The organism is Histidinibacterium aquaticum, from assembly GCF_008710275.1.
Taxonomy (GTDB): Bacteria; Pseudomonadota; Alphaproteobacteria; order Rhodobacterales; family Rhodobacteraceae; genus Oceanicola; species Oceanicola aquaticus.
In genome coordinates, this window is sequence record NZ_VYQE01000004.1 from 1 (window position 1) to 23,135 (window position 23,135).

Genomic DNA, 23,135 nt, shown 5'->3' on the forward strand with positions numbered 1-23,135 from the left:
ATGTTCGGCAGGCTCAAAGACTGGCGGCGGGTGGCGACGCGCTATGATCGCTGCCCCAAGGTCTTCCTCTCCGCCATCGCCCTAGCAGCACTCGTCATCTACTGGTTATGAATCCTGAACCTAGAGGGCGACGTGAGTTGCGCTCCCCAATCGGTGTTGGGCTGTTCATCGCGTAACCTTCTTCGGCCTCCATCACGATCGAAGCGCCCCTTTGCCTGCAGCGGTTCCCCTTCGGCGCTTGGTGAGGTTTCGGTTCGCCAGGTGGTGCTTGGATGTTGCGCTCGAAAGAGCATCTGCAGCTCTTCTTGAAAGCCACAGGTAGCTTGGCGCTCGGCGCTCCGTGCCATCTCGCCAACGCCATGACCTGAACTTTCGGATCCGGGTGAAAATTCGTGTTCCACCGGCTGGGCTGGCCGGACACCGCCAGCCCAGCTTCGAATCCACGTGATCAACAACAATACCACCGCGACGCCTAGCAAAATTTGCTAACGCCCCCATATAAGAAAGACCGGTCTCATCGACCGACCACTCGCCAAAAATGGCAGTGGCGCGTGAGACAGGAAATCAAGGGAACATTATCATGTCCTTTAAGGACCTGACTTCAAGAGCCGCCGCTATCCTAAAGCCGAAAGGCGACGAAAAATCCACGGCTACGCCCAGCACGGAAAAGTCCGATAAAAGCAAGGCCAACCCGAAGACCTGACTTCACAAGCCATGACCGAAATGCGCGCTCTATCGCTTGAGCGCGTATTTCTTGGAGATTGTTGATGAGAGAGCTTTCGTTGCGTAATTTCGATCAGGTTTTCGGTGATAGTCTTAGGGTCAAACTAGAATCGGGCGTGGTCAACATGCTCGCTGTAGTTGAGACTAACAACCGGATTATTCCGACAGCATGATGCAAAAAGAGCAAAGTCATTCAGAAAGTGTCGAAATGGCCACCGTCCGGGCCGCCGCAGACAAGCCGAAGCTGCGCGCCTGCCTCCGCTGCTCCACAATGTTTCAGAGTGAAGGTTTCGGAGAACGAATTTGTCGTCGATGCAAGAACACTAAGGCTTGGCACAGTTCTGTTTCGGTGCCTCCCGGGGGACAGAAACGGCGTTAGCCGAACCTCAGTCATATAGCTAAGGTATGGAGCGAGAGGCTGCCAAATTATTATGTAAAGCACAGAACGACATATAGATATCGAAGCAAAGTATCTCTTGGCCCCCACCTCCTCACGCTGCTTCCGCGCACAACCGAGGATCAGACGGTGAGGTTTCATCGCCTCAATACGGACCCGCCCGCTCAAATATCATGGACCCAGGATGTCTTTGGAAATTCGGTCGCGACCGCTGAGTTTCAAGGCGCTACAGAGCACCTTGAGATTGTAAGCGAAGCGAGTGTCAATTTGACACGATCAGAATTTCCGATATTGTCCATATCTGCGGCGGCCATTGATTACCCGTTCCTCTACTCCAAAGATGAATGGATCGACTTGGGCGCGCTCACGCAACCGCAGTATCATGACCCGTTTGGCGTTCTCTCTCGATGGGTGGCTTCCTTCGTAGCAGATCATCCAACGGACACTCTGTCCCTACTCAAAGACCTCAACTTCGGGATCTTTGATTTATTCTCCTATCAGAGCCGAGATGCAGAGGGAACACAGTCGCCTACCGAAACGATCCAGCGGGGCTGGGGTTCTTGCAGAGATTTCTCGGTGCTACTTGCGGAAGCTGCACGTGTCCTCGGGCTTGGAGCTCGAATTGTGTCGGGTTACCTTTCGGAGCCAGCAGGTGCCCCAACGGGACAATTCGAACCCGGGTCTACTCATGCCTGGGTCGACATCTACCTGCCTGGTGCGGGTTGGGTCTCTTTCGATCCTGCAAACCGGAGCTTCGGCGGAAGCAATCTGATACCTGTCGCCATCGGACGGAATATTCATCAATTGGCTCCAGTCTCGGGGAGCTTCTCGGGACCGAGCGACGCACTTGCCAACCTATCCGTGCAGGTCTCCGTTTTGAAGTCCGATGGACCAATCCATGGTGCCTCTAGCGGAATGACCAGCTACTGACTGACCAGTGCTGGCGCTAGTCGGTAGCACAACGAGTTCTTCACACTTCAGCTTACCTCGGCGGCTAGTCAGCCTTGAGAGTGAGCTTCCATCCATTCCTGATGCTGCTCTTCGTCATGGGCGGCTGCGTGGAAGATCCGCGTCATGTCCAAGTCCGAAAGGGGGTTTGCGGCCGCTTTCCGATAGGCAATACCAGTATTTTCTTCATTCGTTTTCAGTGCCCTCATCAATTGCGGCAGGCTTTCTAGCTCGTTCATTTCCAAGCCGCTGAAGCTTTGAGTAGGCGCAGAACCGTGCTTCGGAACATTATTGATCCGCAGCCGAGCAGCCATTTCAGTCAGTTCTTGGACATGTCGAACATGATCTTGGCGAAAATCTGCAAGGGCAGACAACTCCTCTGCAGCGGACAGACGCTCAAGTGCGCTATCATAGATTGCGATGGCGACGCTCTCCAATTCCAATAGATTTCTGACAAGTCTCGCCTGACTCAGCTCTGTACCAATTGGCATCGGCATTCTGACACTCCGTTCGATATAGTGAAAATTACCGCTTCATTCCCTTCCCAAAAGCCGAAGTGCTAACGGCCAGTATGCCGGCGACCGAAAATTTCTTCACAAACAGCCGCTTGGGAGGTATTAGCCCGTGGGGGTGGGGGAAGAAGTGGGCTTGGCGAAGCTGATGAAGGAATCGCGCAGCTCCACTTCTCGAACACGTATATCAGATATTTTGTCCGCGCGTTCAGGTATTTTTTATGCGCGTGCCCTTGCAAAACCTCGTCGGACCTACGATCCGCTATCTTGCATTCGCAAGAACTTGAGCGGCGTCGGTTGCGCCTTTGGGAGTAGGATTTCATGCGCAACTTCATCGTAAAACACGCAGCTCAGCTTCGGGAAAACTACTGGTTCTGGCCGATGACGATGACGCTTCTGGCTGTTGTCCTGGGTTTCGCCTTGCCCCGGCTCGATGCCGCGATTGGGACGGCATGGATAAAAAGCGTACCGTTCCTCCGGGAGATCCAGGCGGACGGCGCTCGCGCCATCCTTACCACTCTTGCCAGTTCGAGCTTGGGTGTTGCTGGTGTCGCGTTCTCAATGACCATTGTCGCGGTCTCGTTCGCCAGTGCAAACTACGGGCCCCGCCTTATCGGAAATTTCATGTCCGACCGGGTCAACCAGCTGGTTCTGGGAATCCTGGTCTCGACCTCGGTTTACTGCATCACAGTCTTGAGCACCGTGTATGCGCCGGGCGAGACGTCAGTGGCATCACTGGAGGCGTTCGTGCCACAGGTGTCTGTCTCTATTGCACTGCTTCTGGTGCTGATCTCCATCGGAGCGCTGATCGGCTACATTCACCATATCCCGGAGTCGATCAACATCATGACGATTACCTCGGGGCTGGGTTCCCGACTGCACCAAGCGGTTCTGAGACTGATCGAGGGCGGGCCGGAGTTGGACCGCGAGACTGCTGAAGTAGGGGTCTTGGCGGAGAGGGAGAGTGGCGCAGAGCAGGTCACCCTCCTTGCCTCCCCCGCATCTGGTTACGTTCAGTACCTCGACCTCGAGAAGCTCAGGTCGACCGCGACCGAGCGCCGGTTCCAGATAACCGTACTACGGGCACCAGGCGATTTCGTGGCCTCGCAGGAAACCCTAATCTCGGTTAGCCACCAGGGTTCATTCAGTGGTCAGGATGAAGGCGACCTGCTTTCCTGCATCACGATAGGCCAGGGCCGCACCACCGACCAAGACGTCCTTTTCCTGTCAGATCAACTCGTTGAGGTGATGATCCGTGCCCTGTCGCCAGGAGTGAACGATCCACACACCGCCATGCAGTGCCTCGACTGGCTCAAGCCCGCACTTCTAGCCTTTGCAGCGGCAACGCCGATCCCACAGACAGCGGAACAGGACCGGCTGCGGTATCGACGGGTCTCCTTCGTCGTGATGCTCGACCGCACCTTTGACCGGATAAGGCAGCACGTTGCAGCTGACTGGATGGTGGTGCTTCATGCCTTGGAGTTGCTCACCGACCTTTCCAGCGCGGCATCCCATCCAGAGTCGAAGCTTGCGGTCGACCAACAGCTTGATTTGCTTGCTCAGGCCGCCGAAGAACTCCTTCCTGACAGTGGCGCACGCGAAGAAGTTCGGAGACTCAAGGACGCTTCCCGCGCCTAAATGGTTGAATTCGCCAGGGGGGGGCTACTGGCTCGATGCCTGGCGAACGGCAACCCCTGGCCCCGACGCGACCTGACCGTTTTCCAGGAATTGGATCCCGCGAGCCTCTAGGGCTTCGCGCAGTGCAGCTTGCGAACGCATGTTGATGCCCCCCTTCCCGCCTTCGAGGCGGGTTACGGTGGCAGGAGCAACCCCAGCCTCAGACGCCAACTCACGAACTCCCAATTTCACTGCTGCGCGGGCCATCCTCAGTTGCTCAGGCGTCATATTGGCTCCCTGTGATAAAAAGTTGGCACAGGGTATTGTTTAAGGTGTCACCCTGTCTTAGATTGCTATCACACCGTGATAACAAGTCAAGACAGGGAGCCCCTGACATGACCTCCGCAGCGACCTCCACCTTCGACCTCTCCGTCATCATGGCCGAGGCCTGGGCCCGGACCCGCGAGGCGCTGGCCCACAATCCGCGTCTGATCCTGCGCGCTCTCTTCCGCCGCTATCTGCGGGAGGCCTGGGTCAACGCCAAGACACGCATGGAAATCGCCCGTGAGAAGGCCGCTCTTGAGGCCCGCTCGGTCGAGAGCCTGTCCCGCGAAATCGAGAATATCGAGAACCGCAGCATCATCGGCATCGATGGCGCCAACCGCCTCGCCAAGCTTCGATGCGCTCTCGCCAGGGCCCGCGAGCGGGAAGACTTCGCCGTGAAGCGGGAGCTGATCGCCACGGGCACCGGCCGCTTCGTCGCCGTCACCTTCACCAAGAAGGACGGAGCCGAGCGCACCATGACCGTGCAGCCCGACGCGCTGCGGTCCCGCCTCAAGGGGGAAGACGCCTCGGACGCGGGCCGCAGGGCCTCTCAGACGCGCGCTGAGCGCCATCCCAACCTGATGCCGGCCTGGGACGCGCAGAAAGGTGCTTGCCGCTCCATCAACCTCGCCACCGTCTCACGCATCGCCGTGGACGGGCAGGTCCACACCTTTGCCTGACTACAGCAACCCGGAGACCCTCCAATGACAGTCACCATGACCGAGACCCCGATCCAGAAGCTCTTCGCGAAGTGGAAGCAGGAGCAGGCCCACGCAAAGGACCCGGCGATATCCGACGCGGACTGCGAGGCGGCCACTGCCCGGGCGGTGGCCATCGAGAAGGACATCCTGCGGACCCCGAGCATCACAGCCGCCGACCTCGCCGCCAAGCTCGTGGCCTACTCCGACTACGGCGCCTTCGCGGTCTCCGATCAGACCACGCCCGAACTCTGGGCCGAGGCCCGCCACCTGCTCGGTGAGACGAGCTGAACCCAAGCACCCAAACCAAGGAGACGACCATGAAGAAGAAAGACCTGACCGAAGTCCGCGCCCGCCTGGAGCAGTTCGCTGACTGGACGAATACCACGGCCCCCGAGACCATCCTCGACAAGGACGGCGCGCCCACGGACGAGCTTCTGGACTACAGCCGGAAGGAGGAGATGTCCCTCGACTGGCTCTTCGCCGGAGACGTGAAGCCGCTGGCGCTGGCGCACCGCGAGAAACACTGGGCGATGTCCCCTTGGGTCGTTCGGCAGCGTGTCGAGCTCATGGCCAGCATCGCCGGGATCGAGCCGGTGGCTATCGAGACAGAAGATGGCGAAGTCCTCGTGACCGACGAGCTGCTGGAGTTCTGCCGTGAGGCTGGCGCCGACTTCGAGTGGCTGACACTCGGCAAGCCGGAAAAACTCGTGGAGGCCATGCGGAGGAGTAAGCGTGACGACGAGCGCGCGCTAAGGGTGGCTCGGGGGCTTAGCCGGACCGAGCTGAACGCGCTCACGGCGACCCTTCGTATCGCCCTGTCCGACAACCTCGATATCGAGCAGGTGATGCAGACATACCGGCAGGCGGTGGAAGAGCAGAGAGCAGCGTGAGGCATCCCCAGCCACCGGCTCTGCTGCCGTCGAACAGAGCGGGGCCGGTGGACAGAAACACCCCAAGCACCTGCTGTCCCCATTACTCGCTCAAAGTGAACGAGATTTCGGGACCGATGAAACAAATTTCGAGAGTTTCCGGGCTCCCGAAAATACTTTCCAACTGACTGCCTTGCGTTTCCAGCTGTGGGCTTTTTCGTTCATGAACGCTTACCCTGACGGCTATGCTTTCAACCGCTCCTGGTCGGATCGCTTCCTCCCGGAGATCAGGCGCATTGTCGGCGCGCACCTGCTGGACGTGGCGGCCGATCCCTTCGACATGCACCACGCGACCGACCTCATGGTGCTCGATGGAAGGGACCTGAGGATCGCTGCCAGGGTCCGCAGACCGGGCTACGCTGACCGATATCCCTTCCAGTTCACGATCCGCTCACAGGTGCCCTCAGGCGCGGAGACGGAGCTGGCGAAGATAGTCAACGGCGCGGGGGACTGGCTCTTCTACGGGCACTCTGACGTGTTCGAGCAGCACATCGAGCGATGGTGGCTCATTGACCTCCGAGCCTTCCGAGCGGCCCTGATCCGGCAGTCTGCGAACGGACTGCGCATTGCCTCCGGGGACAAGTCGAACCCGGATGGGACAAGGTTCAAGTGGTTCGACATCCGGAGCTTCCCCCAAGAGCCGCCGCTCGTTGTGGCGCAAGGAAGCATCGATCAATAGACACGACTAAAAACCGCAGTCGCTGTTGTTGATGGTCTCATCGGGCATGGTCGTGTTGCAGGTTAGCGCGCCTACCAGCAAGCCCGGGTCAAGTAGGGCATCATCGAAGCGAGCGCCGCTCAGGTTTGCTCCCGAAAATGTCACTCCGTCCAGTGTTGCGTCGGAGAAGCTTGAGCCCTTCAGGTCTGCACCGTCAAAGATCACGTCGGTCAGCTTCGCCTGGTCGAACATTGAGACCACGAGACCAGCGTTTTCGAAACTCACACCCGCTAACGATGCGCTGCGGAAGTCGGCCCCGAACAGCGACCTGCTAGAGAAGTCCTGGCCGGTCAATTCGGAGTTCTGGCAATCCAGCGGGCGGGTGGAGAGGCATTCCGGCGCTGCGGCGGTCCCAACCTGGGCGACCAGCACGGCTCCGACGGCAAGAGAAGCAGCGCGCAACCCATGGATCGATAAGAGGCGTGTCGTCATGCTTGGCCCTCCATGGCTTCAATAGACATGGGGTCTTAGTCACTCAGTTTCTAGCAGAGCCCGCCAAGCTAGGACCCAACGGTGCTATTCCCCCGCCGTGGTCGACCGATCACCAAGCTTCGCGGTGGCACAATCGGTTGGACGGCCTGCAGGTCGACGCCGAAAACCCCCTTCAGAACAGCGTATTGCCAGGCTGAGTACCTTCGAGGCTTTCGGCGTTACTACAGTGACCCTTGGTACTTGCTCCGGCAGCGGATTCCGGAACCAGTGCGAGCCGAACTAACTCGGTGAGGCCGTTGCGCTCCACGTAGTCCAAAAGCGCCGCAATGCATCGCTGATCGAACTCCACTTCGCCGGATTCGCGACAGTGTTTCTAATCGGCAGGGTCCCTCATGACCTCATTCATCGCTGCAATTCGTTAGGGAGCCGTTAACCAAGCCGTTCGCATGGGAGATGGGCTCACGTACCCGCGCTGGCGGAGGGCGCGATGACTTCCGGCTGCGCTGTGACCTGTCCTCGATCATGGCCGCAGGGCGTTGGGCGTCTCCAGAGATGCCAGCTCGATACGGGAGGCGCATCCTCGCCAGCCAGTCGGCAGCGACTCAGGTATCCAATGCGTTCGAGGAGGGATGATCGAACGCAAGAAAGTGCCGTGTTTGCCACGGCCTAACATCCGGAGCTTCCCTCAGGAGCCGCCGCTGGTGGTGGCACGGGGATAGGCCTCCAGAACCTAGATAACTTGCTCCGGTGGCGCGACCTGTTGGATCGGATCGGGCTCGATGGGGCCTTGGGAAATGAGCCAATCGAGCGTGACACCCATTAGGACGATCCACCCAAGCGCGACAATGAGAAGCAGTGGGTCAACACGCATCGTATTGCCTGTGCTCCCAGTGCTCGCGGCAGGCTGTCGGGGTGACATGCAAGCGCTTCGGCAAAGCTCTATCTATCACGAACCCACATGCCGACTAGGGCCAGGTCTCGTGCTACACGCAAATGCGAAGAGTAGCTTCTCAGGAGACATGATGGCGTCTGCGAAGCGAGCGCCACAGACACTTTCCCAAAGAATGTTAGAGCGCACGTTGGTTGGCAGGCTAGTGCCTCGCGAGCGGCTGATGCATTTCTAGTCGAGCGACACTATCTTCCATCAGGCATGTGCTCTGAGGCGTGCTCAACCGGACGCAGGCTCGGCTCTCTCGCCGCTGCACCCTAGCTCCCCATACGAAAGGTCGCAGTCCATGCTCGTCCGTTTCGGCTTTGAACTGGTCATCGAGACCAATGCGGCTCTCCCTCTGATCCTCGCGCTGTCTCCCCATTCGTCCTACAGCGGCAACGTGATCGGCGCGGACCGGATCAGGTCGGAACCGCAAGTTCCGATGGAGGAATTCCTAGATCCGTTTGACAATCGTCGCGTCCGGCTTGTCGCACCGGTTGGTGGCCTTCGGCTCTGGTCCGATAATGTCATCCAGGATGACGGGCAGCCGGATGTGTTCAACTGGAATGCACGACAGCACGAAATCGAGCATTTGCCGCCCGACACGCTGCAATTCCTGACCCCGAGCCGATACTGCGAATCCGACGTGCTGATGCAGCAAGCTTGGGACCTATTCAGCAGCACGCCGCCGGGTTGGGCCCGGGTTCAGGAAATATGCAACTTCGTCCATAATCACCTGGTCTTTGGCTACCGGTTCGGTCGCCCAACGAAGACCGCCAACGATGCTATGCTGGAAGGTACCGGAGTCTGTCGCGACTTCGCGCACCTGGCTATCGCCCTATGTCGCGCGATGAACATCCCGGCGCGCTATGCCAGCGGCTACCTCGGCGATATCGGAGTTCCGCCGTCCGGACCAGGAGACTTCTGTGCGTGGTTCGAGGCCTACTTGGAAGACCGTTGGTACACGTTTGATGCACGTTACAACACGCCGCGAATAGGGCGGGTTCTTATGGTGCGGGGCCGCGACGCGGCCGACGGCGCGATGGTCACCTCGTTCGGTGACTACAGGCTCAACAGCCTTCGTGTTTGGACCGACGAGCTTCCTGAGCAGCTTTCGGAGCGAGATGCGTTGGACCTTCTCGGCAAACTTCCCGACGCTCCTGCACTGACGCTTGAAATGGCTGGTTCGTCCTAAGGTAAGACCAAGGCTCCTTCAGAAAGATTTGTGCCAAAGGCAGCGGGCTGTCGCTTGTAATATGACCTGCCAGGTACCAAATTATGGATATACCGATGGACATCCGTCACTGACCCGAAAGGCAGGGGATGAACCATCTTGCTGATACAATTCTAGGTAATTTCGAGAAAGCTCTACCGAGCCGCCCGCAGTTTCGCCCTGCCGTCGGATCGTTCTACTGATCGTGCTGGTGAGCCGGTTCGCGCACGTCGCTCGACCCCGCGCTCGGCGTCCATCCGCACCATCGGGTTCATGGAACAAGGCGCTTGGAGCTGCTCAATGTCCGCCAAGGACGTCACATTCGACACGGTTGCACGGAGCCGCTTGCTCCGAGGCGTTGATCGGCTTGCAAACACCGTGAAAGTAACGCTTGGGCCCAAGGGTCGCAACGTACTCATCGACCAGGGGCATGGTCCGCCTCGGATCACCAAGGACGGAGCAACGATTGCCCGTGATATTGTGTTCGAAGATCATGTTGAGAACCTGGGCGCTCAGATTGTCAAACTGGCCGCGATCAGGACTGCCGAAGAGGCTGGCGACGGAACGACAACCGCTACGGTGCTGGCGCAGGCCATTATCCACGCCGGAATGAAGGCCGTGGCGGCGGGCGTCGCTCCAATGGACCTCAAGCGGGGTCTCGACCGCGCCGCGACGCATGCCGCCGAGCATATCTTCGCGACCTCGCGACCCGTCGGTGGCAACAACGAGATAGAGAAAATCGGGACCATTTCGGCGAACGGCGAGGCCGAAATCGGCAGGCTGATTGCACACGCGATCGAACGGGTCGGAAAAGACGGTGTCATCGTCGTCGAAGAGAATGCTGGCCTGGCGACCGAAGTCGAGCTGGTCGAGGGGTTACGTTTCGATCGCGGCTTCCTTTCGGCGCACTTCGTAACCGACGCGAAGCGCCAATCTGTCGAGTTGGACGAGCCATTCGTGCTTCTTTGCGATATGAAGATCAGCACGCTCGTTCCCCTGCTGCCGCTCCTCGAAGCGGTTCTGGAGACTGGCCGATCCTTGCTCGTCATTGCCGAGGCTGTCGAAGGGGAGGCGCTCGCTGCGCTCGTGCTCAACAAGCTGGGTGGCAGTCTCGGAGTGGCGGCCGTTCGTTCTCCGGGCTTTGGCGGAAACAGGCGAGCGCTGCTTGAGGATATCGCGGCTCTAACCGGTGGTCGCGTCATTATCGGCGACGCTGGAATGAGCATCGATTCCGCTACCCTGGACATGTTGGGTTCGGCCCGTCGGATCACGGTAACCAGGGACACAACGACAATCATCGGCGGCGCCGGTGAGCAAGCTGCCATGGAAACGCGACTATCCCAGCTTAGAAACGAGATGGCCGCGAGCGAGAGCGACCAGGATCGCGATGCGCTTCGGTCGCGTCTTGCAAGTCTTGCGGGTGGTGTCGCGATCCTTCGTGTCGGTGGCAAGTCCGAGGCTGAAGTCCGTGAACGCATGGACCGCGTCGAGGACGCACTGAGCGCTACCCAGGCGGCAATATCGGAAGGTGTCGTCGCCGGTGGCGGAGCATCCCTCGTCCATGCGGCGCGGGAACTGATCGGGCTTGCCGGGCAAAACCCGGACCAGACGACAGGGATAGACATCATGCGACGGGCCCTCGAGGCGCCGCTCCGCCAGATTGCGAAGAATGCCGGCCTAGACGGGTCGGTCGTAGCAGGGAAGGTGCGTGAGAGTGCCGACACCTCGTTCGGATTTGATGTCCGGACCGAGCGATATGGAGACATGGTCGCGTTCGGGGTGATCGATCCTGCGAAGGTGGTGCGCTCAGCGATCCTGAACGCCGCATCGGTAGGTGGGATGCTCATCACAACGAATGCTGTGGTCGCGGACCGGTCCGACTCGCCTGTCCGTGACTACGCCGCCTGACAATTTTCCACGTGGCGGGATGGTCCCGCCACCATTTCCGTTGAGGGAAACACAGATGGCCAAAGGCCAGAAGCGCAGCAACCGAGAAGTCAAGAAGCCGAAACAGACTAAGGCCTCACCCACAGCGCCTTCGGGAAATGTCCGGGCTTTCCCACCGCAGAACCCGACCAACCCAAAGAAGAACTCTGGTCGATAGTAAATATTCGATTAGGCCTTGAAGACCCCCGACAAAGGTCGGCTCCGAGAACATTCACAGAATCACGAAAGGAACGAAACATGTTAGAGATGGATACGAAGAAGGCGACAAGTCAACGCCAGTGGGCGATCTATGCCATCATCGCAATCGCCGTTCTAGCCGCCGGTGGGTACTACCTCGGCTTGTACGGTAGCGAGTCAATGGTGGCTTCGCCTGTCGACTGACAAGAGGAGCCCCTAGCTCGCAACAGACGCGACACTGGGGCTTCTTCGACTACTAATGCTTGCGGCGCATGGACGTCAGCTATCGCTTTCAAAGACGAAGGAAATAGGACCAATGGGATACTCAACGCCAAAGGCGCAGTTCAACCTCCGGGAATTCCTATCGAAGCCGGCCAAGCCGGGAGCATATCGCTATGGCCGAAAGAAGTCGGCCTTCTCATTTCGGGACAGAGCCGGGTCCACGACAGAAAAATCCGGTTCCGCGATGAGCAAATCGCGTTAGCCGAGAAAGAGTCTCACTTGTCAAAATTCGTAGACAGACCCGGACGTTTTGGTCAAGCGAAGCGTTCTGACATTGCGTGTCAGTGAAAGCCGCGTCACCGCGAACACGATTGATTCTGTCTGCCGTGGAACAGGCGATGGCCTGGAGAGTTAGAGCCTTTGATGGATTCGAAGCATGGGGTTGGCGAATGCATGTGCATAGCCGTACGCCAAGCATCCTCATCATAGAGGACGAGCCCATACTCCAGCTGGCCTACCTAGACATGATCGAGAGCTGGAACTGGAAGTCGGCCGGGACTGCCGCAACCATGCCCGCCGCCCTCCTACTGGTGGAGACGTCGAGCTTTGACGCGGCCATTCTGGATGGCGAGCTACGGGGAGAGTCCTCTGAACCCGTCGCCGAGAGGCTTCTCGAATTGCATCTGCCGTTCGTGACCATCTCCGCTACCCCGCGCTCCCGCCTGTGCTCTTGCCAGTGCGCAGGATCATGCGTGCTTTCGAAGCCAGTCAGGGAAGATGCGCTCCGTCATGAGCTTGAGACTGCGCTCAAGGGTGATTGCTAAGGCTCTGCCGAGCGCAACGAACGCCAATTCTAGTAAGATTACGGCGAAGGGACGCCGACGCAAACGCGCTTTCGGAAGAGTCCAGGGTCTTACAAGTTGCCGTCGTCCGCTCGCGTCTGATGCTGACCCGAGCCCCGACGTTTCCTCCGCTTACCTCGCCGAGTGACCGCAGTCCTCCTCCTGCAAACGATCCTGTTCGCTCCAGAAGTGCTTCGAGGGCTGACTGAGCAGTTGGAGGCGCGGAACCCTCTCACTCAGCCCGGGTCTCCCGCGCGCCAAACACAAACGTTTGTCCCCCAGATGTCCCCCAAAAGCGAACAACCGTCGCAGCGCCCTGGCCACGGCAAGGTCAGAAAAAGAAAACGTTTCAATTGGTTACAGTGGTGAGCCGTGCAGGATTCGAACCTGCGACCCACTGATTAAAAGTCAGTTGCTCTACCAACTGAGCTAACGGCCCACGAGGCGCTCGTGTAGGAAAAGGCCCGCGAGCGGTCAACCCCGGAAATGCGCTCTCTGGATTCAGGTCGGACGCTCCTCTATATGCGCGCGCATGGCGCAAGCGACCTCCCCCTCCGGCCTGCCGTTCATGAAGATGCACGGGCTCGGCAATGACTTCGTCGTCCTCGACGCGCGGACCAGGTCCGTCGTGCTCGAGCCCCGACTCGTGGAGGCCATGGCCGACCGGCACCGGGGCGTGGGCTTCGACCAGCTCGCGGTGATCCGCGACACGAACGTCGCCGATCTCGCGCTGGAATTCCTCAACGCCGACGGCTCGCCCTCGGCGGCCTGCGGCAACGCCACGCGCTGCATCGCCGCGCGGGAGATGGAGGAGTCGGGCGCCGGGACGCTGAAGATCGCCACGGCGCGCGGGCTCCTGCACGCCGTCAAGCTCGACGGCCGCGTTTCGGTGAACATGGGCCACCCGCAGACGACCTGGGACGAGATCCCGCTGGCCGAGGACGTCGACACGCTCGATCTGCCCATTGAGGGGAGCCCGGTCGCGACGGGCATGGGAAATCCGCATTGCACCTTCTTCGTGCCGGACGCCGAGGCGGTGGACCTCGCCGCGTTCGGGCCCGAACACGAGCATCACCCCCTGTTTCCCGACCGCACCAACGTCCAGGTCGCCACGGTGACCGGACCGGACCGGATCCGGATGCGCGTCTGGGAGCGCGGCACCGGCATCACGCTGGCCTCCGGCTCGTCGTCCTGCGCCACGGCGGTCGCCGCCGCGCGGCGCGGGCTCACCTCGCGGGAGGTCACGATCGTGCTCGACGGCGGCGAGATGACGGTCCGCTGGGCCGATGACGGCGTCTGGATGACCGGCGACACCGCCCATGTCTTCGACGGGGTGTGGCGGCTGTGACCGCGCCCGTCTTCTCCACACTCGGCTGCCGCCTCAACGCCTACGAGACAGAGGCGATGAGCGACCTTGCCGCCCGCGCGGGCCTGACCGACGCCGTCGTGGTGAACACCTGCGCCGTCACCGCCGAGGCCGTCCGCAAGGCCAAGAAGGAGATCCGCCGGCTCTCGCGTGAGAACCCCGGCGCGCCGCTGATCGTCACCGGCTGCGCGGCGCAGACCGAACCCGAGACCTTTGCGGAGATGCCCGAGGTCACGCGGGTCATCGGCAACGCCGAGAAGATGCAGCCCGAGACCTGGGCCTCGATGACGCCCGACCTGATCGGCCAGACCGAGCGGGTACAGGTCGACGACATCATGTCGGTGCGCGAGACCGCGGGCCACCTGATCGACGGTTTCGGCACCCGCTCGCGCGCCTACGTCCAAGTGCAGAACGGCTGCGATCACCGCTGCACCTTCTGCATCATCCCCTACGGCCGGGGCAATTCGCGCTCGGTCCCCGCCGGGGTGGTCGTCGACCAGATCAAGCGGCTGGTCCAGGCGGGATACAACGAGGTCGTGCTGACCGGTGTCGACCTGACCAGCTGGGGCGCGGACCTGCCCGCGGAGCCGAGGCTCGGCGATCTCGTCCGGCGCATCCTCAAGCTCGTGCCCGACCTGCCGCGCCTGCGGATCTCCTCGATCGATTCCATCGAGGCGGACGAGGCCCTGATGGAGGCGATCGCGACCGAGCCGCGGCTGATGCCCCACCTGCACCTCAGCCTGCAGCACGGCGACGACCTGATCCTCAAGCGGATGAAGCGGCGCCACCTGCGCGACGACGCCATCCGCTTCTGCGAGGAAGCGCAGCGGCTGCGCCCCGACATGACCTTCGGCGCCGACATCATCGCGGGCTTCCCGACCGAAACCGAGGCGCATTTCGAGAACTCGCTGAAGCTCGTCGAGGAGTGCCGCCTGACCTGGCTGCACGTCTTCCCCTTCTCGCCCCGTCGGGGCACGCCCGCCGCCCGGATGCCGCAGGTCCACGGCACCGCGATCAAGGAGCGGGCCGCGCGGCTGCGCGCCGCCGGGGCGGCGCGGGTCGCCGACCACCTCGCGGGGCAGGTCGGCCGGCATCACCGCGTCCTGATGGAGAACGCCCGCATGGGCCGGACCGAGCAGTTCACCGAGGTCACCTTCTCGGCCGATCAGCCGGAGAGCCAGATCGTCCCCGCCATGATCACCGGCATCGACGGCGACCGCCTCGCGGCCTGACGCTTCCGCTCGCCCTCGGCATGCGGATGGGGCAGGATGCGCCCATGCAACTCCTCATGTCCCCCGCCTCGCCCTACGTCCGGAAAACCCGGGTCACGATCCGCGAGCTCGGCCTGACCGGCCAGATCGAAGAGATCGCCCTCTCCACCAATGCGCTCGACACCGATCCGCGCCTCGCCTCTGCGAATCCGGCGGGGAAGATCCCGGCCCTGACCCGGGACGACGGGCCGACCGTGCACGACAGCCGGGTCATCTGCCGTTATCTCGACCATCTCGCGAAGGGCAGCCTCTACCCGGACCGCCGAATCTGGGAGGTGCTGACGCTGGAGGCCACGGGCGACGCGCTCTGCGATGCCGCGGTCGCCATGACCTACGAGGCGAGGTTCAAGGGGACGGAGGGCAAGTCCGGTGAGTGGATCGAGGCGCAGTGGGCCAAGGCGGCCCGGATCCTCGCGTCGCTCGAGGCCCGCTGGATGAGCCACCTCTCGGGGCCCGTCGACGCGGGCCAGATCGCCGTGGCCTGCGGGCTCGGCTACCTGGACCTGCGGCACGCCGGCCGGGACTGGCGCGCCACGGTCCCGGAGCTCGCCGCCTGGCATGCCCGCTTTGCCGAGCGGCCGTCGATGGCGGACACCGTTCCTCCGGAGGCCTGAGCGAGGCGCGGACCTCCGGAAAAATCCATCATAATCAATTGCCTGGGCGGGCGTCCAAATTTGGACGCCGCTCAGAAGTTGTAGCTCACCCCGACGTTCAGCGCGTTGGTGACGATCCGCGACTCGAGTGTCCCGCCGGAGCTCAGCTCGGCCTCGTTCCAGCTCATGGTGCTCTTGAGCTCACCGAAGACGGCCCAGCTGTCGGAGAGCGGATAGCTCGCCCCGGCGATCAGCGTCACGGCGGGGCCGGTATACTGGTACTCGTAGGTGGAGCTGCCGTTCTTCTCGACCTCGACGTGCGGAACCGCGATCCCCGCGCCTGCGCCGACGTAGGGGGTCAGCGGCCCCAGCCGCTCCGGCCAGCGGTAGTAGACGTTGGCCGTGGCGATGTTCAGCCCGTCGGTGAACTCGAGCGTGTCGTAGCCCGCATCCTCCACGTCGTCGCCGCCGTAGACCTTCGAATGCGTGAAATCGAGGCCGTACCCCAACCGGTCCGACTGCCACCAGGTCGCGCGGAAACCGTAGTATGGCGGCGGGGAGAACGACCGCCCCTCCCAGCCAACGAGAAAGTCCTCGTCCGGGATCAGCGGGTCGTCGTCGACGTAGACCCGACTGTGCGGCGCGGACTGGGCGCCGAGGTAGAAACTGAGCTCCACCTCCGCCGCGGCCGGAACGGCAGATGCGGCGAGCAGGACGAGCGCGGACGGGACTTGGTGTCGCATGAGGTGCTCCCAGAGATTTACTCTGCTATATCGCGCCTCGGGACAGAGCTGAACAGGACGGGACGAGAATGCGACATCCTGCGCTGTATTGCCCGCTGGACGGGCGGAAACCCGCCCTGTAGAACCCGCCGCGATCGGCCTTGGACCCTCGGTTCACGGCCGCAAGGCCATTGGCCCGTCCGGGCCCGACAATATGGAGATGTTCGACGTGTCACATGCAGACGACACCCAGGGCACCCGCCGCGACTTCATCTACTACGCAACGGCCGGTGCCGGCGCCGTGGTGACGGGCGCCGCGGTCTGGCCGCTGGTCAACCAGATGAACCCCTCGGCCGACGTCCAGGCGCTCGCGTCGATCCGCGTCGACGTCAGCGAGCTCGCCCCGGGCGACCAGCTCACGGTCCTCTGGCAGGGCAAGCCCGTCTTCATCCGCTGGCGCACCGAGACCGAGATCGAGCAGGCGCGCGAAGTCGACGTCTCCTCGCTGCCCGACCCCGACGCCAACAACGCCAACCTCCAGGGCGCCCAGCCCGCGACCGACGAGAACCGCACGCTGGCCATGCCCGAAGGTACGGACATCCCCGCCGGTTCCTTCCTCGTCCAGATGGGGGTCTGCACCCACCTGGGCTGCGTCCCGCTCGGCGAATCGGGCGATTTCGGCGGCTGGTTCTGCCCCTGCCACGGCTCGCACTACGACACCGCGGGCCGCATCCGCTCGGGCCCGGCGCCGCGCAACCTGCCCATTCCCGTCGCCGAGTTCGTCGACGACGTCACGATCCAACTCGGTTAAGGAGACCCGACAATGGCCGGTATTCCGCACGACCATTACGAGCCCAAGACGGGCGGGGAGAAGTGGCTGCACCGCCGCCTTCCCATCGTGGGGCTCCTCTACGACACGCTTTTCATCCCGACGCCGCGTAACCTGAACTGGATGTGGATCTGGGGCATCGTCCTCGTCTTCACGCTGGTGCTGCAGATCGCGACCGGCGTCGTCCTGGTGATGCACTACACCCCGCACGTCGACATGGCCTTCGCCAGCGTCGAGCACATCATGCGCGATGTGAACGGCGGGCACATGATCCGATACTTCCACATGAACGGCGCCTCGCTGTTCTTCGTGGCGGTCTACCTGCACATCTTCCGCAGCCTCTACTACGGCAACTACAAGTCGCCGCGCGAGGTCACCTGGATCATCGGCATCCTGATGTTCGTGCTGATGATGGGCACCGCCTTCATGGGCTACGTTCTGCCCTGGGGCCAGATGTCGTTCCACGGCACCGCGGTCATCACCGGCCTCTTCGGGGCAATCCCGCTCGTTGGTGAATCCGTGCAGACCTGGCTGCTCGGCGCTTCGGCCGTGGGCCAGCCCGCGCTGAACCGCTTCTTCTCGCTGCACTACCTGCTGCCCTTCATCCTGCTGGGCCTGACCATCGTGCACGTCTGGGCCTTCCACACGACGGGCAACAACAACCCCTCCGGGGTCGAGGTGCGCCGGTCGTCCAAGGAAGAGGCTGAGAAGGACACCCTTCCATTCTGGCCCTACTTCGTCATCAAGGACCTCTTCGCGCTCGCCGTGGTGCTGGTCGTCTTCATGATGATCGTGGGCTTCATGCCGAACTACCTCGGCCACCCCGACAACTACATCGAGGCGAACCCGCTCGCGACACCCTCGCACATCGTGCCGGAATGGTACTTCCTGCCGTTCTACGCGATCCTGCGGGCCTTCACCGCGGACGTCTGGATCGTGATGTTCACGAACTGGATCACCTTCGGCATCGTCGACGCGAAGTTCTTCGGCGTCCTCGCGATGTTCGGCGCGATCGTGGTCATGGCGCTCGCGCCCTGGCTCGACACCTCGAGCGTCCGGTCGGGCCGCTACCGCCCGATGTTCAAGTGGTGGTTCGCGCTGCTCGTGGTCGACTTCATCGTGCTGATGTGGGTCGGCGCCCAGCCGGCCGAGGGGATCTATCCCTACATCGCCCTCATCGGGTCGGCCTACTGGTTCGGCTACTTCCTCGTCATCCTGCCGCTGCTCGGCGTGATCGAGAAGCCGATCGCCCAGCCGCGCACGATCGAGGACGACTTCAAAGCCCATTACGGTCCGTCGGACGAGGCCCCCGCGGCCAAGCCGACCCCGGCCGAGTGAGAAAGGACGCGACCGAGATGCTTCGCAAACTCACGATCACCGCGGCCTGCGCCCTGGCCCTCAGCTCGGGCGCGGCACTCGCCGCCGGTGGAGAGAGCCACGTCTACGACTACGACTTCCCCTTCGAGGGGCCGTTCGGCAGCTACGACACCAACCAGCTCCAGCGCGGGCTGCAGATCTACACCGAGATCTGCTCCGCCTGTCACGGACTGCGCTACGTGGCCTTCCGTAACCTCAGCGACGAGGGCGGACCCTCGCTCCCCGAGGAGCAGATGCGGGCCTATGCAGAGGGTTTCGAGGTCTGGGACCCGACGCTCTTCGACGGCGAGGGCGACTTCCGTCCGGCCACCCCGGCGGACAAGTTCCCGGCTTCCAGCCTCGCCAACGCCCCTGACCTCAGCCTGATGGCCAAGGCTCGCGCGGGCTTCCACGGCCCCTACGGTACCGGCATCAGCCAGCTGATCAACGGCATGGGCGGCGCGGAGTACATCGCCTCGCTGCTGGCGGGCTACGAGGAAGAGCCGGAATGCGCCCTCGAGGGCGACCCGATGGACGGATACTACAACACCGTCTTCGAGGCCGGCGGCTATCCCGAGACCTGCGTCGACGAGGAAGGTCACCGCACGGTGCCCGGCAGCTACATCGCCATGGCCCCGCCGCTCTACGGAGACGACGTGACATACGCCGACGGACACTCGACCGAGCTCGAGGAAGAAGCGCAGGACGTGGCCGCCTTCCTGATGTGGACGGCCGAGCCGAAGCTCGTCGCGCGCAAGCAGGCCGGTCTGACAGGTGTCATCTTCCTGACCGTGCTTTCCGTGTTGCTCTACCTGACGAACAAGCGCCTCTGGGCGCCGCACAAGAAGGCCGTGAAGAAGGGCTAACCGCTTTCCTTCATACCGGATCAAGCGCCCGCCACTCTCCAGTGGCGGGCGTTTTCGTTGTCGCTCCTTCCCGAACAGGCCCCGGGCCGTCACCTTCGCTCCGGACCGCACCCCGAGGGCCAATCGCAATTCAGGAGCGACCTGCACACCGAAAAGGATGTAGGCAGCGACCGGCCCATGGTTTTTCATCCATGGCTGGCACATCTCCGGCGAAGTTCGGGATCAGGAGAGCGACGCGGCGAAAAGGCGATGAGCTGTTCGCCTCCCTCGACACCTCTGCGCCAGACGGGCCGGAAGTCATCGACCTGGCGGCCTAGTCCCCGAGGTAGTCCCTGAGTGCGTCGGGAGGATCTGCGAAGAGCGTCGCGCGATCATGCGGACCGGTCACCTTCCCCTCGGCCACGAGCAGGACCTGCCCCGCCACGCGTTCCGCATCGGTCGGATCGTGGGTGACCATCAGCAACGTCCGCCCATCCGCCGCCAGCACCTCTTTCGCGAGAACCAGCATCTCGGCCTTGAGCCCGGGGCCCAGGGCCGAAAACGGCTCATCGAGCAGGACGAGAGGCTTGTCCTGCACCAGCACACGGGCGAGCGCCGCGCGGCTCTGCTGGCCGCCCGAGAGCCCGCCCGGCCGCCGGTTGCCGTGCCCCTCCAGCCCGACCCGAGCGAGTACGTTCGTCACACGCGCGTCCTGTTCGGGGTTCTTGGAGAGCTTCGGTGCAATGCCGAGGGCCACGTTCTGGGCAATGGTCAGATGCGGAAAGAGGTTCCCGTCCTGAAAGAGCTGGGCCACGGGGCGCTCGAAGGGCGCCAGGCCGCCGAGATCACGTCCGTTAACCTCGATCCGGCCGGACACAGGCTCAAGGAAGCCGCCGATGACGGCGAGAAGGGTCGACTTGCCGCCACCGGAGGGCCCGATGACGGCCGTCACGCCCTCGCCGACCTCGATATCGGCCTCGAGACGGAAGTCCCCCTGTTCGATCCTCAGATCGCTACACTTCAGCAACGCGTCCTCCACGGTCGAAGACCCAGAACAGGGCGAGACTGAGACTGACCAGAAGCAGCGCCGCCCCGGCCGCAGCCTCGGTCCGATAGGATCCCATCAGCCGGTACATCTCCAGCGGCAGCGTTGCCTCTCCCGGTCCGGCGAAGAGCGCGATGACCCCGAGATCCCCCATGGAGATCGCCGCGGCGAGACCCGCCGCGAACCCGAGGGGCCGCCGCAGCCTCGGCAACAGCACCACTCGCAGGCGGCGCCACCCGCTCAGTCCAAGCGCATCGGCCAGCCGTCCGTGAACCGCCTCCGCCTGCGCGACAGCCGGAGCGAGGACCCGAACGCCGAATGGCACCGCGAGCATCGCGTTGACGAGGGCCGTCACCGGCAGAGCCGCCGCACCCGGCGGCACGAAGGGGTACACGAGCACGAATAGCCCGGTCCCGACCACCAGCGGCGAGGCGGCGAGCGGCAGGACGCCGGCGAGCGTCGCCAGCGGACCTGGCCTCAGCGCGAGCGCGAGCGCGAAGGCCATGGCGAGTGCCGCCGAGATGAGCGCAACGGCCACGGAGCGCCCTGCGGCGGCCCAGACCGTCGGCGGCATGTCGGGCCAGCTACCGATGCCCCGCCAGGCTATGGCCAGCAGCGGCGCCATCAGGAATAGCGTCGCCGCCCCGATCCAGAGCGCGTCGAGCCAGCGCGATCCATCCCAGCGCATCACGACACGGTCGAGCCCGCCTCCCATGCCGTCGGGCACGGTCACGCCGAAGGCCAGCGCCGCCGCGGCGGCACAGAGCGCGAACTGGCAGAGTGCCAGCAGCGCCGTTCGTCCGAGATCGAAGTCGAAGCGCAGGGATTGGTAGATTGCGAGTTCCACAGTCGTGGCTCTCGGCCCGCCGCCGAGGATCAATGCCACGGCGAAGCTCGTCAGGCAGATCAGGAAGATCACCAGCAGGGCCCCCGGCACCACCGAGCGCAGCATGGGACGCTCGAGGAGCCGCCCCACCGGCGCGCCCAGAGCAGCGGCGAGACGGAAGCGCTCGGCGGGAATGGCAAGCCAACCCTGCAGCAGCATCCGCGTCGCAAGCGGCAGGTTGAAGAAGACATGGGCCAGAACGACGCCCCACGGCCCGTAGATGTCGAGCGGCGGCAGGCCCAGCGTGCCCAGCCCCTCGCTCACCACGCCGCGCCGCCCGAAGACGGTGAGCAGGCCCATCACGGCCACCACGACCGGCAGAATGAAGGGTGCCCCGAGCAGCGTCACCAGCAGCGAGCGCCCCCGGAACGCCCGGCGTGCCAGGGCCCGGGCCACGGGGATCGCCAGCCCGACCGACAGGACAGCCGAAAGGACCGCCTGCCAGACCGTGAAGCGGATCGCGGCCCAATCCGCGCGTGCCAGACCCGAGGCATACTCGGCCCGCCAGGCAACGGCGCCCAGCGTGCCGAGCGTCAGCAGAAGCATGAGCCCGGCGACGGCGCCGCCGGGCCTGCTCAGGCTCATTGAGAGAGAGCGTCGCGCCACGTGGCGATGGCCTCGTCCCGCATGTCGGCGGCCTCTTGCGGTGGCAGGAGAAGGCCCCCTTCAGGTTGCGTCAGGGTCTCGAACCCTTCCGGCAGACCCTCCTCGGGCGTGACCGAGGGATACATCCAGTTCGTCGTCGGGATCACCGACTGGAAACCGGAGGTCGTGACGAACTCCATGAAATCGCGCGCCAGCTCGGGCTGGTCCGTGCTCTCGACCACCGCGGCTACCTCGACCTGAAGGTAGTTGCCTTCGTCGAAGGCCCAGGAGGTCTTGGTCGGGTCGTCCTCGCCGATCAGGTGGTAGGCGGGCGACGTCGTGTAGGACAGCACCGCGTCGACCTCGCCCTCGGTGAAGAGGTCGTAGGCCTCGGACCACCCCGGGGTGACGGTGACGATGTTGTCCGCCAGCCCCTCCCAGATCTCGGCGGCCTCGTCGCCGTAGGCCTCCTGCACCCAGAGCACGAGTCCAAGGCCCGGCGTCGAGGAGCGCGGATCCTGGATGGCGATCGAGAGGTCGCTTTCCGCGAGTTCGCGGAAGTTGGCCGGTGCCTCGGTCTCCTCGCCGGCGACGAAGGCGAAATAGCTCCAGTCGAAGGGCAGAAAGACATCGTCGTTCCACTCGACGGGTAGGTCGAACTCCGCCTCGACGCCGTGTGGCGCGAAGAGGTCGGTCTCGCGCGCCGCGGCGACAAGGTTGGAATCGAGCCCGAGCACGATGTCGGCCTCGGTGCGTTCGCCCTCCAGGCGCAGGCGGGAGAGCAGCGCAGCCCCGTCACCGGCGGCCACGAATTCGACGTCGCACCCGTCGCACTGGGCCTCGAAGGCTTCTTCGATGGCGGGGCCCGGGCCCCAGTCGGGGACGAAGCTGTCGTAGGTGTAGATGGTCAGGGTCTGGGCGCCCGCCGCGCTGGCGGTGGCGAACAGCAGTCCTGCGATGGTGGCTGTGGTCTTCATGGGTCCTCCAATCGCCGGACGGAAAGA

The 23,135-nt window shown here is 63.0% G+C and carries 20 protein-coding genes, 1 tRNA gene and 1 pseudogene; 15 read left to right on the top strand and 7 right to left on the bottom strand.

The annotated features are described in order from the left end of the window. Together F3S47_RS12700 and F3S47_RS12705 are read left to right on the top strand one after the other, a co-directional pair. A pseudogene (locus F3S47_RS12700) lies at nt 1–111 on the top strand (IS5/IS1182 family transposase); the annotation flags it as partial. Between the two features lie 1,030 nt (nt 112–1,141). Beyond that, nucleotides 1,142–2,050: a transglutaminase family protein gene (locus tag F3S47_RS12705; RefSeq protein ID WP_150446153.1), complete on the top strand. Its 909-nt coding sequence runs from the start codon at nt 1,142–1,144 to the stop codon at nt 2,048–2,050. 68 nt (nt 2,051–2,118) lie between these two features. Here F3S47_RS12705 and F3S47_RS12710 read toward each other — a convergent pair whose 3' ends face one another. Continuing rightward, nucleotides 2,119–2,565 carry a ferritin-like domain-containing protein gene (locus F3S47_RS12710; RefSeq protein ID WP_150445665.1) on the bottom strand — a complete coding sequence of 149 codons (447 nt, stop codon included), beginning with the start codon at nt 2,563–2,565 and terminating at the stop codon, nt 2,119–2,121. A 336-nt stretch (nt 2,566–2,901) separates the two neighbouring features. On the opposite strand from F3S47_RS12710, the gene F3S47_RS12715 reads away from it, so the two are divergent. The 5 genes from F3S47_RS12715 to F3S47_RS12740 all read left to right on the top strand — a co-directional run bounded on the left by F3S47_RS12715 (nt 2,902) and on the right by F3S47_RS12740 (nt 6,830). Then, nucleotides 2,902–4,218, top strand: coding sequence for a DUF2254 domain-containing protein (locus F3S47_RS12715; protein ID WP_150445666.1), 1,317 nt, complete (start codon nt 2,902–2,904; stop codon nt 4,216–4,218). Nucleotides 4,219–4,592: 374 nt separating this feature from the next. Next, nucleotides 4,593–5,201 carry a hypothetical protein gene (locus F3S47_RS12725; protein ID WP_150445668.1) on the top strand — a complete coding sequence of 203 codons (609 nt, stop codon included), beginning with the start codon at nt 4,593–4,595 and terminating at the stop codon, nt 5,199–5,201. Between the two features lie 24 nt (nt 5,202–5,225). Beyond that, nucleotides 5,226–5,510, top strand: coding sequence for a hypothetical protein (locus F3S47_RS12730; RefSeq protein ID WP_150445669.1), 285 nt, complete (start codon nt 5,226–5,228; stop codon nt 5,508–5,510). A gap of 29 nt (nt 5,511–5,539) precedes the next feature. After that, the gene (locus F3S47_RS12735) at nt 5,540–6,112 is read left to right on the top strand and encodes a hypothetical protein (protein WP_150445670.1); all 573 of its coding nucleotides are present in this window, start codon (nt 5,540–5,542) and stop codon (nt 6,110–6,112) included. 202 nt (nt 6,113–6,314) lie between these two features. Continuing rightward, complete coding sequence (locus F3S47_RS12740; RefSeq protein WP_150445671.1) at nt 6,315–6,830, top strand: hypothetical protein; 516 nt, start codon at nt 6,315–6,317, stop codon at nt 6,828–6,830. 6 nt (nt 6,831–6,836) lie between these two features. Here the strand turns inward: F3S47_RS12740 and F3S47_RS12745 are convergent, their stop codons facing one another. Next, nucleotides 6,837–7,301: a pentapeptide repeat-containing protein gene (locus F3S47_RS12745; protein WP_150445672.1), complete on the bottom strand. Its 465-nt coding sequence runs from the start codon at nt 7,299–7,301 to the stop codon at nt 6,837–6,839. A 1,235-nt stretch (nt 7,302–8,536) separates the two neighbouring features. Here F3S47_RS12745 and F3S47_RS12755 point away from each other — a divergent pair. Together F3S47_RS12755 and groL are read left to right on the top strand one after the other, a co-directional pair. Next, nucleotides 8,537–9,427: a transglutaminase-like domain-containing protein gene (locus F3S47_RS12755; protein WP_150445673.1), complete on the top strand. Its 891-nt coding sequence runs from the start codon at nt 8,537–8,539 to the stop codon at nt 9,425–9,427. A 318-nt stretch (nt 9,428–9,745) separates the two neighbouring features. Further along, on the top strand, nt 9,746–11,353 hold the full coding sequence (gene groL, locus F3S47_RS12760; RefSeq protein ID WP_150445674.1) for a chaperonin GroEL: 1,608 nt from the start codon (nt 9,746–9,748) through the stop codon (nt 11,351–11,353). Between the two features lie 1,643 nt (nt 11,354–12,996). Here groL and F3S47_RS12770 read toward each other — a convergent pair. Continuing rightward, nucleotides 12,997–13,072 (bottom strand) — tRNA-Lys (locus F3S47_RS12770). 93 nt (nt 13,073–13,165) lie between these two features. Here F3S47_RS12770 and dapF point away from each other — a divergent pair. Genes dapF through F3S47_RS12785 form a run of 3 tightly spaced genes read left to right on the top strand, consistent with a single transcriptional unit; the run spans nt 13,166 to nt 15,884 of the window. Then, nucleotides 13,166–13,981 carry a diaminopimelate epimerase gene (dapF, locus tag F3S47_RS12775; protein WP_223877823.1) on the top strand — a complete coding sequence of 272 codons (816 nt, stop codon included), beginning with the start codon at nt 13,166–13,168 and terminating at the stop codon, nt 13,979–13,981. Continuing rightward, complete coding sequence (mtaB, locus tag F3S47_RS12780) at nt 13,978–15,231, top strand: tRNA (N(6)-L-threonylcarbamoyladenosine(37)-C(2))-methylthiotransferase MtaB (RefSeq protein ID WP_150445676.1); 1,254 nt, start codon at nt 13,978–13,980, stop codon at nt 15,229–15,231. The genes dapF and mtaB overlap by 4 nt, the downstream gene beginning before the upstream one ends. A 44-nt stretch (nt 15,232–15,275) precedes the next feature. Further along, the gene (locus F3S47_RS12785) at nt 15,276–15,884 is read left to right on the top strand and encodes a glutathione S-transferase (protein ID WP_150445677.1); all 609 of its coding nucleotides are present in this window, start codon (nt 15,276–15,278) and stop codon (nt 15,882–15,884) included. 71 nt (nt 15,885–15,955) lie between these two features. Here F3S47_RS12785 and F3S47_RS12790 read toward each other — a convergent pair whose 3' ends face one another. Continuing rightward, on the bottom strand, nt 15,956–16,606 hold the full coding sequence (locus F3S47_RS12790) for an outer membrane protein (RefSeq protein WP_150445678.1): 651 nt from the start codon (nt 16,604–16,606) through the stop codon (nt 15,956–15,958). A 208-nt stretch (nt 16,607–16,814) separates the two neighbouring features. Here F3S47_RS12790 and petA point away from each other — a divergent pair, with 208 nt between their 5' ends. The 3 genes from petA to F3S47_RS12805 are packed head-to-tail and all read left to right on the top strand — an operon-like array spanning nt 16,815 to nt 19,636. Then, complete coding sequence (gene petA / locus F3S47_RS12795; RefSeq protein ID WP_150445679.1) at nt 16,815–17,396, top strand: ubiquinol-cytochrome c reductase iron-sulfur subunit; 582 nt, start codon at nt 16,815–16,817, stop codon at nt 17,394–17,396. Between the two features lie 12 nt (nt 17,397–17,408). Beyond that, nucleotides 17,409–18,752, top strand: a complete 1,344-nt coding sequence (locus F3S47_RS12800) for a cytochrome b (protein WP_150445680.1) — start codon at nt 17,409–17,411, stop codon at nt 18,750–18,752. A gap of 17 nt (nt 18,753–18,769) precedes the next feature. Further along, a complete protein-coding gene (locus F3S47_RS12805) occupies nt 18,770–19,636 on the top strand; it encodes a cytochrome c1 (protein WP_150445681.1) in 867 nt (288 codons plus the stop codon). A gap of 313 nt (nt 19,637–19,949) precedes the next feature. Here F3S47_RS12805 and F3S47_RS12810 read toward each other — a convergent pair whose 3' ends face one another. From F3S47_RS12810 to thiB, 3 genes are read right to left on the bottom strand one after another with little or no spacing between them, the layout of a single operon-like run. Continuing rightward, on the bottom strand, nt 19,950–20,642 hold the full coding sequence (locus tag F3S47_RS12810) for a thiamine ABC transporter ATP-binding protein (RefSeq protein ID WP_191090179.1): 693 nt from the start codon (nt 20,640–20,642) through the stop codon (nt 19,950–19,952). Further along, nucleotides 20,629–22,131, bottom strand: coding sequence for an ABC transporter permease family protein (locus tag F3S47_RS12815; RefSeq protein ID WP_150445682.1), 1,503 nt, complete (start codon nt 22,129–22,131; stop codon nt 20,629–20,631). Before F3S47_RS12815 ends, F3S47_RS12810 begins: the two co-directional genes overlap by 14 nt. Next, on the bottom strand, nt 22,128–23,108 hold the full coding sequence (gene thiB / locus F3S47_RS12820; RefSeq protein WP_150445683.1) for a thiamine ABC transporter substrate binding subunit: 981 nt from the start codon (nt 23,106–23,108) through the stop codon (nt 22,128–22,130). The genes F3S47_RS12815 and thiB overlap by 4 nt, the downstream gene beginning before the upstream one ends. Nucleotides 23,109–23,135 lie beyond the last annotated feature (27 nt).

Excerpts from the sequence above, each read along its gene's own strand:
- F3S47_RS12710 (WP_150445665.1), bottom strand. The coding sequence starts at position 2,565 with ATGCCGATGCCAATTGGTACAGAGCTGAGTCAGGCGAGACTTGTCAGA.
- F3S47_RS12715 (WP_150445666.1), top strand. The coding sequence starts at position 2,902 with ATGCGCAACTTCATCGTAAAACACGCAGCTCAGCTTCGGGAAAACTAC.
- F3S47_RS12725 (WP_150445668.1), top strand. The coding sequence starts at position 4,593 with ATGACCTCCGCAGCGACCTCCACCTTCGACCTCTCCGTCATCATGGCC.
- F3S47_RS12730 (WP_150445669.1), top strand. The coding sequence starts at position 5,226 with ATGACAGTCACCATGACCGAGACCCCGATCCAGAAGCTCTTCGCGAAG.
- F3S47_RS12735 (WP_150445670.1), top strand. The coding sequence starts at position 5,540 with ATGAAGAAGAAAGACCTGACCGAAGTCCGCGCCCGCCTGGAGCAGTTC.
- F3S47_RS12740 (WP_150445671.1), top strand. The coding sequence starts at position 6,315 with ATGAACGCTTACCCTGACGGCTATGCTTTCAACCGCTCCTGGTCGGAT.
- F3S47_RS12745 (WP_150445672.1), bottom strand. The coding sequence starts at position 7,301 with ATGACGACACGCCTCTTATCGATCCATGGGTTGCGCGCTGCTTCTCTT.
- F3S47_RS12755 (WP_150445673.1), top strand. The coding sequence starts at position 8,537 with ATGCTCGTCCGTTTCGGCTTTGAACTGGTCATCGAGACCAATGCGGCT.
- groL (WP_150445674.1), top strand. The coding sequence starts at position 9,746 with ATGTCCGCCAAGGACGTCACATTCGACACGGTTGCACGGAGCCGCTTG.
- dapF (WP_223877823.1), top strand. The coding sequence starts at position 13,166 with ATGGCGCAAGCGACCTCCCCCTCCGGCCTGCCGTTCATGAAGATGCAC.
- F3S47_RS12785 (WP_150445677.1), top strand. The coding sequence starts at position 15,276 with ATGCAACTCCTCATGTCCCCCGCCTCGCCCTACGTCCGGAAAACCCGG.
- F3S47_RS12790 (WP_150445678.1), bottom strand. The coding sequence starts at position 16,606 with ATGCGACACCAAGTCCCGTCCGCGCTCGTCCTGCTCGCCGCATCTGCC.
- F3S47_RS12800 (WP_150445680.1), top strand. The coding sequence starts at position 17,409 with ATGGCCGGTATTCCGCACGACCATTACGAGCCCAAGACGGGCGGGGAG.
- F3S47_RS12805 (WP_150445681.1), top strand. The coding sequence starts at position 18,770 with ATGCTTCGCAAACTCACGATCACCGCGGCCTGCGCCCTGGCCCTCAGC.
- F3S47_RS12815 (WP_150445682.1), bottom strand. The coding sequence starts at position 22,131 with ATGAGCCTGAGCAGGCCCGGCGGCGCCGTCGCCGGGCTCATGCTTCTG.
- thiB (WP_150445683.1), bottom strand. The coding sequence starts at position 23,108 with ATGAAGACCACAGCCACCATCGCAGGACTGCTGTTCGCCACCGCCAGC.